Genomic DNA, 11,079 nt, shown 5'->3' with positions numbered 1-11,079 from the left:
CTATTGTGCAGTTCGGAACCAGCGAGTGACGGAATCGCGGCGGCCGGGTCGCCAAAACGGCCGGCAGGAGGAGGGAGCGGTGGAGGCGGTGGAAGCAGATGATCAAGCCCAAGCACATCTTTCCGTTCACCAGCGGACCTGGGCAACGCTACTGAAGTGTGGCGCGAAGACGCGCAGCGGTCGCCCCTGCCTGGGGTTGATCGTCCGCGGCAAACGTCGTTGCCGCATGCATGGCGGCGCCAAGGGCAGCGGCGGGCAGCTCGGCAACACGAACCGGCTGAAGCACGGCCGGTACACTCGCGATGCCGTGGAGACGCGCACACTCACTCGACTCTTCGGCGCCGTCAACGACCTGATCGACGCGACCATGGCTGTTGTCGGCATCGTCGCCCGCGGTGACCACGAGGGATTTGCCAGGGCGGTTCAGTTCGCGGAGCAGCGAGCTGAGCAACTACAGGGTGCGTCTGCAAAGATGGAGCGCTTCCTCGTTGAGACAGGTCGCGCCGATGAGGCGCGCGAACTTGCCGCCGAGATGACTCAATTGACGAACATGTTGCCTGGCGAACGCCAGGCGGCAACGACGTCGGGCTCACCGACTACGTGATTTCGCGCCTGGCCGCTGTTGTTGTACCGACGACGCACAGCCCCTGGCCGTGGTCGTCGTGGTGCCGTCAACGTGAAAGGCTGAAGTTGCGCTGATCGGCGGCAACCAGGCGAGCAAGTGCGCGTCGACCGAGGATCAGCGCGACGCCTACGAGGATCAGGACCGCGCCAGGCATTCGGCACCTACGACGATAGCCGATCACTGCCGCCAGCGGCCCGCACCAGCATCCCGCCCAGGCGCTCGATCGCCGCCGTCAAGGCATCGAGTTGACCACCGTGCAACCGCATGGCCTCAGCGCAGCGTTCCTGCGCCTCGCGGATCGCGGCCAGATCCTTGTGTACGTTCTCGATCGCAATCAGCAGCTCGGCCATCGTCTCGGCCAGCGTCTCCGCGTGTTCGGCGTCGAGCTGGCCACGGGTTCGGTCGCGGGCGGTGGTCTCGCTCATATCGGGCCTCCGCGTGTGCTCCTAGCGCAGCGGGTGCACCAGCGCCACGGCTGCCACGGAGTGATGCGCGGCCCGTATCCGCCAGGCGTCAGCACGCCGTGAGCCTGACCTTGAATTGGCGACCGCGTTGTCGGGTGGCGATGCAGCGCTCCCTGTCGGCCGCTGGCGATGGCGGGCAGCGGCGGTGCGCCGTATTCGGAGCCGTACCACCCGAGGAAGCGCCAGGCTGGCATCAACCCGAGGTGGCTACCGGCCACCCGGCAGCCGCTGCGGCGCGCTATTTTGCAACCGCCCAACGCCGCTCCGACTGCCCGAATGAGTGGGGCCGACGGGCGTGGCCGGCCTTGCTGCAAGGATGAACAGCCCCGAACGTTCTCACTCTACCTCGACCGGGACCGCTCCCAGCGCCGCTCGACCTCGGCCACCAGCGCGGACAGCGATAGCCCCAACGCGGCGGCGATCCGCTGGGCAATGTCGATCGATGGAGCGCGCTCGCCACGCTCGACGAGGCCGACATGATTCGCGTGCACAGACGCCCGTTCGGCCAGCGCCTCTTGGGAGAGGTCCAGCGCATTGCGATGCTGTCGGACAATCTCGCCGAAGACGATTGAGAATTTCCGCCGCCGCATGATGAACGGCGGATGGTGGGAGAGGCGCCATAAAAGCGCCATACACAATTGTGTGTAGCGGTTTCGCCGGTACCATCACGAAGCGCAGATAGATCGGCCGATGGGGGATAGGCTGGCATGGCGCCTGCTCAGCCACGTGGTGGAGGAGGACGTCCGGTGCCTGTTCCCCATCGTGCTGCGCTCACTGTTCCTCGACCAAGCGGCCATGTGCGGCGTCCTGGCTTCGCCGCGATCGCCGGCATGATCCTCGTGCTCTTCGTGACCGCAGCCGCGGCCCAACCGATTTGCGTGGGCGACTGCAACGGGACCGGCAAGGTCACGATCAACGAGCTGCTGATGGGGGTGAACATCGTGCTTGGAGGCACACCGGTGACCGCCTGCCCGGCACTTGATGCGAGGGCCTCGGGGCACGTGACGGTGGCCGACCTGCTGCGAGCGGTCAGCGCCGCGCTGGTCGGGTGCCCAGTGGTGCTCACGCCCACCGAGTCACTGATCTCGTCTCCCACCACGACCCCAGTCGACACGATCCCGCCGACGGCGACGGCAGTACCGGTCGACACGGCGGCTCCGACACCGATGGCGAGCGGGACGGCAACTGACTCGCCGTCGCCGACGGCGACCGCACCTCCGACACATACCTCGACCGCAACGCCGACGGTCATCTCGACCGTGCTCGCCCTCGCGTCTCCTGCGACATACTCGTTGCCAGACCTGGGCCGGCAGCTCGTGGTGACGGACGCCACAGGAGATGGCGTCCCCGACGTTCTTGTTGGGGCCTCCACCCACGTGTTCCTGCTGCGGGGCGTTGGCGACGGGTCTCTTCAAGGCGCCGAAACGCTGCCTGCTGGATCGCGGTACCACACAACGGACACGCTTGCCGTGGCGGACATGGATGATGACGGCGTGGTCGACCTGGTCACGAGTGAGACCAACGCACTCGGGACTGACTGGGTGATCACCATCTACGGACAGGGTGGAGGCGCATTCAGCGGCGAATCGCGGGTAGAAAGCCCGATCTTCCAACCAGGCATCGGTCGGCTTGCTGCGGCTGATCTCGACGGCGACGGTTTCCAGGATGTGCTGGCGACCAACGGTATTGCAGACAGCCTGTCAGTCTTCCGTGGAGTGGGTGGCGGGGCTCTCCAACTGCCGCTTAACGCGCCGGCTGGGAATGGTCCCAGTCGACTCGCTGTCGCAGACATTAACTTCGACGGTCGTCTCGACGTGGTGACGGCGAACAGAGAGAGCGGGGATGTCTCCCTCCTGCTCGGGCTCGGCACCGGCACGTTTCAGCGGCAGCGCACGTACGCAGTGGGTTCGCACACCTCAGATGTGGCAATCGCCGACCTCAACGGCGACCAGATACTGGACGTCATCGCCACCAGTGCAGGCGCCAACTCGCTCGCCGTTCTCATCGGCGACGGGACAGGAGACTTCGAGCCGGCCGGGACTTACCAGGTTTACATGCCTTTCGCGGCTGCAGTCGGAGACGTCAACGGCGATGGCGTTCCCGATGCTGTGGTCGGCGGCGTCGGGCACCTCTCGGTCCTTCTCGGCCTCGGTCAGGGTGTCTTCGGTCCAGGTCGATGGGTGGGCATGGAGTCAAGTGAGATCGCCGTCGCCGACCTGGACGGAGATGGAGCGCTCGACATCGTGAGCGTGCACGTCTCGCCTGACCGGGTCCAAGTGCTGCTTGGGAAGCGCTAGTCTCGCTAGCCTCGGGCATACCTGTGATGGCAAGCAAAAAGACGAATCCGTTCAAGCCGACCGTGATCCTCACGAAGAAGTCCGCCGGCAGCGTATTCAAGTCGTCCGCCGCCCAGAAGCGTCCCGGCCCGCGCAAGCAGGGGTGACCTCGCAGTCGGCCATGCAGCTCAACGACAGCGACGACCTTCGCGGAGACCTTCGCGCGGGCACATTGGGTGCGGCGCTGCTCGGTGGCGCGCTCATCGTAGGGCTGCTGGCACACGGCCAGCTCCTGCTGGCGCTGGTTGGCCTGCTGACCTTGCTCGTGACGATCCCAGTCATTCGCATGGTGTACGCCGGCGTCATCCACCCGCTCACTTCGACCGCCGCCAGCATCGTTGCCAGAGCCGCCGGTGAGGAGCCGTACGCGCCGACGAGGCGGGACTGGCCATCGCAGGCAAGCCAACCGGCTCGATCAGAACCAGCGGCAAAGCCGGCCTACACCATCGTTGTTCGGTGTGGATGCGGCGCCGCGATCGAGGTGAACGCCTCGATCTCCACCGACATCCAGCGGGCGATGCTGGAGCTGTTCTTCACGGTGCACGAGTCCTGCATGGCCCGTGCTCTCGCCCACGATCCGGGAGTGTCACCGATGACGTCGACGATCACGTGCGCGTGCGGCCGGCAGCTCACCGTCGACGTCGCCAACACGGAGCGCGACGAGATGGCGCGGCAGTCGGAAGCGTTCATCACCGCGCATCGCGGCTGTGCAGAGCGAACGTCCCACTGACGAGTGGGGCAGCGCCCCGACCGACCTGCTTCGGCTACTGCCTCTTCCGCGCGCTGCGCTTGAATCGGCCGTTCAAGTCCGCACGGATTTGCCACGCCACCGCCGCGGGGCATGTGAAGCGATAGGAGCCGTTCCAACGCATCGATCCCGCGGACTGCGGTCTCAGGTCGTCTCCAGGCTGTCGTCGAGTTAGGAACCGTACCAACTCGCGACAGATGCATCCTCTGGCTCCTTCGTGGTGCCCGCACCGGCGACTGGGCTGCGCTGACCGACGGCCGCACTGCACCAAGCCCCTTGCCCTGGGCCGGCCTTCAGGTGGATGATCAGCGCGGTCGATGGAGTGATGGTGATGTTGGGCGGTGATGTAGCAGTCGATCCACGGGACGAGCTGGCTGAGCTGTACCAGATCTGGCCCAGCGCCGGCCCACTCCTGCGGCGCGAGGTCGCGGATCGAGTGCGGCGCCTTGGATATGGTGAGCGCTCCATCAACCGAGCGTTCATCGCCGCCGGCCTCAATGTGGTCGGCAATCGAGGTCGCGGATCGGCTGCGGTCTGGAGCCGCGGTGACAAGCATTCGGCGCAGAGGGTGCCGGTCGCCGAGCCTGCCAACGTGTCGCAACCTGCCGGATTTCCTTGGGTCGCTAGTTCGGGCTCAGCTGGGCCATCGGCCCTAGGCTCAGCCCGCACTCTTAGTACGACAAGTGGTACACCAGGTACCCGTCTGCCCCGCCCCCACCCGGCCTTCCTCCGCACCATCCCCAACGCCCGCTTCGGCTTCGACGCAGTCTGGTTCCGCACCCGCGTGTGGGCCTGCGAGATGCCGGACCCGCACGCCCAGCTCTTCGAGCCGATCGTCGACGTGCTCGACCGTCTCGGGTACCGGCACGACCTCCGTCTGTCCCAGAACATGCCCGTCGGCCCCAGCGACGGCCGGCGCTTTTACTGGTGGTACGGCTCCGTGATCCGGTGCCGTCCCCCACGCCATCTCGCTCATCTCCTGCCGCGGCTGCACATCCGCTACGGCCCGAGCGACCCGAGCAAGCCGCTGCTGCAGGTGCGCGTCTACCCGTCGATCCACACGCCGCTGGATCTCGACTTCGTCGACCGGCTCCTGCGCGCCCTCGCCGACGTCGTCGTCACCCAGCTCCGGTGGCGTCACATCCTGCAGATCGACCTGGGCCAGCTGTTCGAGGTGTCGCTCACCGAGCAGGTCTGGGACTGGCCGCTGTACTACGGCCGGCTGGACGAGGTCGCGCCGCACGTGCACGTGCCCTACGCGCGCAAGGCCAGCATCGAGGACGTTCCGTACGAGGCCCGGTACCGCTGGGGCTCGCTCAAGAGCGGTGCCTCGGTGTTCGTGGGCTACACCAAGGTGGAAGACGATCTCGTCTTCCGGCGGTGGGAGCGCCGGGTACGCACCAAGGCCTTGCGCCAGGCGGGAATCCGCTTCCTCAGCGATCTGCGGAAGCCCGAGGTCACGCAGCTCTACACGGCCAAGTTCCCGCAGCCGTATGGCCGGTGGTTGGACGACGCGATCAGCCAGTTCCAGGCGCTGCAGCAGTCGTCGAGGATGGTGGCCACGGTCTCGAACATCTCGTCGCCGGCCACGATGCCGACGGCCACGGCGAGTGGTTCCAACGATCGTACACGCACAACATCGCCAGATCCGCGTGACCCGTCGCTGGTGCGCGCTACGTACGGCGCCGAGCACCAGGTGGTCGAGCGCTTCTGGATGCGCGAGCTGACGCCGGTGATCGGCGCGTCAGCGGGCGAGAAGTTGGCGGCCGGCGTGCCGCTCCTCCCGCAGGCGGACCGACTGGTGGCCATCATCCCGTCAGCGACGCTGCAGGCGATCTTCGAGGACGTCGACCTGACGACGTTCGATCTCCGAGCTGGTGACCGCGCAGCGCGCCGCTGCCTCGGACAGCTGCGACGCCAGGTGCCGCAACACATCCACGACCTGCGGATAGCGCTGCGCACGGTGCAGACGGGATCCGAGTGTTGGGCGCTGGTGGCGTGCCTCGACGCCGCGATGCAGCTGCAGCGGGCGCTCGACCGGTGGCTGGTCGAGGAGCGGAACGACAGCGTCAACAAGCGGTTGAGGAGGCGGCAGAACCAGAAGACGAACGTCGGGTCGGTGATCCAGCAGGTGGAGGACTACCACCGGCTGATCGACCGAGTCCGTCGGGTTCATACTCTGCCCGCTGTCGTCAGGCGGTCAGCTCCGAGCGCGTCGTGCAGCTCGATGTCTTCGCACCGCCACGTTTGGGCCGGCGGGGCGTGCCGGCCATCGCTGTCGCGTGCCGGACAGCAACATCACCGATCTGGTCGTGCCGAAGGCGTGCTGCGCATCGCGACCCCCTCGTGCGCGACACTGGCAGGTCTTCGCGGCCTGGAAGCACTTGCTCACGGAGGACTGAGCCCATGACGCGCGATCAACGTGCCGGCAGCGGGCTCAGGACGGCAATCGTCTACGACTTCGACGGAACCCTGGCGCGCGGAAACATCCCGGAGCACACGTTCATCCCCGAGTTGGGCATGAAGCCGAAGGAGTTCTGGGCCGAGGTGAAGCGTCAGGCCGAGGAGCACGATGCTGACGAGATCCTCACGTACATGCGCCTCATGGTCGAGCGGTCGGAACAGCGCCAGGTGCCGATCACGCGCGACTTCCTGCGGTCGCACGGCGCGAAGACGCCGTTGTTCGAGGGCGTTCCGGAGTGGTTCGACCGCATCGACACGTACGCGGCCGAGCGCGGGCTGTCTTTGGAGCACTACGTCGTGTCGTCCGGGATCTTGGAGATGATCAGGGGCTGCACGATCTTCGGGAAGTTCAAGAAGGTCTTCGCGTCCACGTTCATCTACGACGCCGACGGTCACGCCGTCTGGCCAGCGGTTGCGGTGAACTATACGAACAAGACGCAGTTCCTGTTCCGCATCAACAAGGGCGTCTTGAACAGCTGGGAGAACGAGCCTGTGAACCGCTGGATCCCGATGGACGAGCGGCCGCTGCCGTTCTCACGGTTCATCTTCATCGGTGACGGCGACACGGACATCCCGTCCATGAAGATGGTGCATCTGCAGGGCGGCCAAGCGATCGCGGTGTTCGACCCAGAGCGCTGGCAGCCGGGCAAGTCCCAGAAGAGCATCTACCGCCTGATCGCGGAGGATCGGGTACGATTCGTTGCGCCAGCTGACTACCAGGAAGGAAGTCAGCTGGATGTGATCGTGCGTGGCATTCTCGGGCGGTTCGCTCGGGAGGGCGGTTACCGTGCCCCCGACGAGGCGGCTCGATGACGCGATGGTTGGGGATTGATTTCAGCGGGGACAATAGCATGTGGAGGCCGCGGTGCGGTCGTAGCAACGTGTGGGTTGCGGATGTCCGTGAAGCGGAGCGTGGGCTCACCCTGCGTTCGCTCGGGCGCGTTCAGAGCATCGGCGATCCAACCGTCAGTACCCCCTTCTCTCGCCTTGCGGCTACGCTGCGAACCGGCGAATTTTCCGCAGCTGCGATCGACGCGCCGTTCTCCGTACCTGCACAGTTCTTGCCGGCAGGCGGGCATCCCCAACTGCTCCAGCATGCCGATGGCCTTGCGCGAGGTCAGCGTTACTTCTGCCGCGGCGCCGAGTTCGTGGAGGCTGTCTCTGGCGTCACGCCGCCCCTCGATCCGAAGAAACCACTTCGGCAGACCGAAGATGTGTGGCTCAAACGGAAGGTGAACGTCCGCTCCACGATGTGGGCGGGTTCCCGTGGCGGCGCGCCGATGACGGCCGCCTGCCTTACGCTCCTCGCCGAGGCGGCGAGGCCGATCTGGCCCTGGCAGCGCTCCACCGAAGGGCTTCTTGTCGAGGCATTCCCAGCCGGTCAGCTCTGCCACTGGCGCGCTACCCGCGGAGAACGCGATTTGCCATTCCAAGGCTACAACGACAGCACCCCGCCGGCCGACGCGGCGCGGGAAGCCATCGTGAAGTTCTTGTCGACGATGATCGATCTTGGCGCACACGATTCGGTGGTGCGAGCAGATGCCGATGCGCTCGATGCGGTGATCTGTGCGTTTGCTGCGGTGGCGGTGACACGCGGGCATGTTGGACTCCTGCCACCCGACGACGACAACGGTGAGGGGTGGATTGCCGTACACAAGTGATACCTGCACCCTCGCGAGGGTACTCAGGGCCGGTCGCGTAGTCGAAGAAAGCGCTGGATGAAGCGCGGGACGTGCCGGCTGTGTCAGCGGGAACGGCCGCTCTGCGGGTCCCACATCATCCCCGAGTTCTGCTACGCGCCGCTCTACGACGAGCGGCGCAAGGCGTTGCAGATGAACCTGGGTGCGCCTGACAGCAAGGTGCAGAAAGGCTTTCGCGAGCCGCTGCTCTGCCAGGACTGCGAGCGATTCCTGAACGACGAGTACGAGAAGCCGTTCCTGCGGGCGTGGTTCACCGAGGGCAAGTGTCCGCAGCACGCGCCCGACCAGGTCATCATCGTCACCGGGCTCGACTACGTCCGCTTCCGCTTGTTCCACCTCTCGGTCCTCTGGCGCGCGAGCGTGTCATCGCTCAAGCAGTTCCAGGCGGTCCAGCTCGGAGCCCGGCATGAGGAGACCATCCGCAGCATGCTTCTCGATCAGGACCCCGGCCCGCAACGGCGCTACCCCCTCTGCGCACTGCTGCTCGAACTGGACGGTGCAGTGGTCCGCGAGGCGATCATGACAGCGGCGACGCACCGGACACCGGACGGCCACCGCGTGTACACCATCGGGTTCGCCGGCTGCCAGTGGGCGCATTTCGTCGGCAGCCATGACGCGGGCGGGCTCGTCGCGCATGCGCTGAGACCGCCGGGCGAGATCACGCTGCTTCGGAAGGACATGGCCCAGCTGCGCCAACTGAAGGGGTTCCTGAACCCCGACGAGCGGACGCTGCGTCAGTTCAGGGTCCGATCGATGGTGACCAAGCCACCTCAGAGGTCGCTTCCATTGCCAACGACAGTAGTGCGCGATGATTAGGGAAGCCGTCGATCGTTTGAAGCGCGGGAACCTGGACTGGACGCTCGCCGCGCTTCAGGTGCTCGCGCTACTCGCGGTTGCAGTGCTGGGGATCTGCCTCCTGCTCCTCTACCGGCACCAGACCGAGGACTACTTCATCGACGCCTGGGCCTACCTGGCATCGATTCGCATTGCGGTGCCACCGCTGCTCGTGCTGATCGCGTCCTACGCTTATGCCGTACTCACCGGCAAGAGTGTCACGGAGGCTCCGAGGGCTTACCTCTCGTGGTTGCGAAACCGCTTCCTGCAGCGGCGGGACTGGCTGCTTGCCTTTAGCATCGGCGCAGCGGGTACGTGTGTCGCGATCCTCGTGTTCACGACCTGCACTGCACCACCACACTACGTGACGTTCGTCGCCCGACTCCTGGGCGGCGAGTCCGACGATCACGAAGTTGTCCGTGCAGAGATCAAGCGCATGCAGGAGCGGGATCGCATCCATGCCGAGCGGATGGAGCTGGTGGCGCGCGTATTTGTGGAGCGCCGGACATGGAACTTCGAGAACCGACCGGCGACGACGACCATGCCGCGATTCTTCCTGCGCGCCCTGACGACCAACATCGACGACACCGAGTGGGAGTCGCACCCGCTGCGCATGCATGCGGCGGCGGAATCCGAGTCGATGTACGCCCAGGCTCTCTTCGCGACCGACGGCACGGTGGGAGCGGACCCGAGCCTCTGGCATCAACGCCGGGATGAAGCGTTGGCGTTGTACCGCCGGGTATCAGAATCATCCGATCCGCGCGCTACGCCGCTGCTCAGGCGGAGCGCAGAGAATAACCTGGCCAACCTGCACTTTTACCTCGGCGAGTCCGAGCAGGCGGTCGCCATCTACCGCACGATTGTGGGGCAGGCCCCCAATACCACCAGCTATGGCAACTGGGTTGCGTCGTTGATCGTGCTCGGCCAGCCTGCCGAGGCAGTGGAGGTGGGCGAAGCCGGAAAGGCGTGGGCGTTCGAGACGCAGAAGATGCTCGCGGAGCCGGTGCAATTCGCCAACCTGCTCGCCAATCTCGGTTTCGCCTACTGGATGTTGAACGAGCCGCGGAAGGCCTTGGTGGAGATGCAATCTGCCAACGACCTCAATCCGGACACGGGATCCAAGCAGAATCTGGCGCTGGCGCGCTGGCTCGCTGGTGATCGGGCTGGTGCACTCGCGGTCGCGCGCACACTCCCCGAGGTGGCGGTCACGCCGAACTCGCAGGCGGCGGTGGCTTCGACAGATGGCGATGGCGGGTGCACGTACCTGATACGCGGCCTACTTGCTGCCGATCTTAGAACGCCGGAAGGCACCGTCGAGGCCGTCGCCAACCTGTTCGCCTTCTTGGGCGAGCCTCGGCAGGCGGACGACCTGTCCGCCGCTGTCGACACTCAGCTGCCGGAACTGATGCTGCGGGCCTACCGGCACCTGCAGGGCCTCAAGGCCCCGTGCGCCTCGCTCTCCCTGGTGCCGGGAATCAAGCGTGCGATGACTCCTGGTTAGCCCGCGGAGTGAGTTCGACCGGCAGGACGGCGTGCCGGGGCGCCACAGCTTGGGCGCAATGCACATCGCCTGTCGGCCGTCACCGTGGCGGGCGGTTCCGGCACGCGGTTCGCACCTTTGTGCCGGTAATGAGAATGCGTGTTCTCGATACCGCTGTGCCCGCCGTCCGAGGCCTCGACGAGCGCCAGGCAGACAGCCAGGACGCGGCCGTCGAGGTCATCCCCGCGCCCGAGCACGGCACCCACCCCGTGGCCGTCTACCTCGCCCGTCTCGCGCCCGGCAGCCGGCGGACTATGCGCCAGGCGCTCGACGTCGTCGCCGGCCTGCTCACCGACGGCCACACCGACGCGATCTCGCTGCCCTGGGCGCAGCTGCGCTACGAGCACACGCAAGCTGTACGTGCCCGTC

General features: G+C 66.2%; 12 protein-coding genes. 10 read left to right on the top strand and 2 right to left on the bottom strand.

All coding sequences use genetic code 11. The features are described 5' to 3' along the window. Positions 1–79: 79 nt before the first annotated feature. Positions 80–604, top strand: a complete 525-nt coding sequence (locus ACRDUX_RS15255) for an HGGxSTG domain-containing protein (protein WP_526414858.1) — start codon at positions 80–82, stop codon at positions 602–604. A 182-nt stretch (positions 605–786) separates the two neighbouring features. Here the strand turns inward: ACRDUX_RS15255 and ACRDUX_RS15250 are convergent, their stop codons facing one another. Beyond that, complete coding sequence (locus ACRDUX_RS15250; RefSeq protein ID WP_526414857.1) at positions 787–1,050, bottom strand: hypothetical protein; 264 nt, start codon at positions 1,048–1,050, stop codon at positions 787–789. Positions 1,051–1,430: 380 nt separating this feature from the next. Next, a complete protein-coding gene (locus ACRDUX_RS15245; protein WP_526414856.1) occupies positions 1,431–1,721 on the bottom strand; it encodes a helix-turn-helix domain-containing protein in 291 nt (96 codons plus the stop codon). A gap of 58 nt (positions 1,722–1,779) precedes the next feature. Here ACRDUX_RS15245 and ACRDUX_RS15240 point away from each other — a divergent pair, with 58 nt between their 5' ends. From ACRDUX_RS15240 to ACRDUX_RS15200, 9 genes are all read left to right on the top strand, one after another. Then, complete coding sequence (locus ACRDUX_RS15240; RefSeq protein ID WP_526414855.1) at positions 1,780–1,923, top strand: hypothetical protein; 144 nt, start codon at positions 1,780–1,782, stop codon at positions 1,921–1,923. Beyond that, on the top strand, positions 1,920–3,386 hold the full coding sequence (locus ACRDUX_RS15235) for an FG-GAP-like repeat-containing protein (RefSeq protein ID WP_526414854.1): 1,467 nt from the start codon (positions 1,920–1,922) through the stop codon (positions 3,384–3,386). The genes ACRDUX_RS15240 and ACRDUX_RS15235 overlap by 4 nt, the downstream gene beginning before the upstream one ends. 142 nt (positions 3,387–3,528) lie before the next feature. Continuing rightward, the gene (locus tag ACRDUX_RS15230) at positions 3,529–4,155 is read left to right on the top strand and encodes a hypothetical protein (protein ID WP_526414853.1); all 627 of its coding nucleotides are present in this window, start codon (positions 3,529–3,531) and stop codon (positions 4,153–4,155) included. A gap of 817 nt (positions 4,156–4,972) precedes the next feature. Then, the gene (locus ACRDUX_RS15225) at positions 4,973–6,583 is read left to right on the top strand and encodes a hypothetical protein (RefSeq protein WP_526414852.1); all 1,611 of its coding nucleotides are present in this window, start codon (positions 4,973–4,975) and stop codon (positions 6,581–6,583) included. Further along, positions 6,580–7,449 carry a haloacid dehalogenase-like hydrolase gene (locus tag ACRDUX_RS15220; protein WP_526414851.1) on the top strand — a complete coding sequence of 290 codons (870 nt, stop codon included), beginning with the start codon at positions 6,580–6,582 and terminating at the stop codon, positions 7,447–7,449. Before ACRDUX_RS15225 ends, ACRDUX_RS15220 begins: the two co-directional genes overlap by 4 nt. 68 nt (positions 7,450–7,517) lie before the next feature. Continuing rightward, positions 7,518–8,297 (top strand): DUF429 domain-containing protein, encoded by a 780-nt coding sequence (locus ACRDUX_RS15215; RefSeq protein ID WP_526414850.1) that lies wholly within the window; start codon positions 7,518–7,520, stop codon positions 8,295–8,297. A 57-nt stretch (positions 8,298–8,354) separates the two neighbouring features. Then, positions 8,355–9,152 carry a hypothetical protein gene (locus ACRDUX_RS15210; RefSeq protein ID WP_526414849.1) on the top strand — a complete coding sequence of 266 codons (798 nt, stop codon included), beginning with the start codon at positions 8,355–8,357 and terminating at the stop codon, positions 9,150–9,152. Continuing rightward, entirely contained in the window at positions 9,145–10,671 is a 1,527-nt protein-coding gene (locus tag ACRDUX_RS15205; RefSeq protein WP_526414848.1) for a hypothetical protein, read from the top strand. Before ACRDUX_RS15210 ends, ACRDUX_RS15205 begins: the two co-directional genes overlap by 8 nt. A gap of 134 nt (positions 10,672–10,805) precedes the next feature. Then, on the top strand, positions 10,806–11,079 hold a 274-nt coding region (locus ACRDUX_RS15200), incomplete at its 3' end, for a hypothetical protein (RefSeq protein WP_526414847.1).

The organism is Mycobacterium sp., assembly GCF_050701675.1.
Classification (GTDB): domain Bacteria; phylum Actinomycetota; class Actinomycetes; order Mycobacteriales; family Mycobacteriaceae; genus Mycobacterium.
The sequence above is the reverse complement of the archived record's forward strand: the minus strand, read 5'-3'. Positions and strand labels throughout refer to the sequence as shown.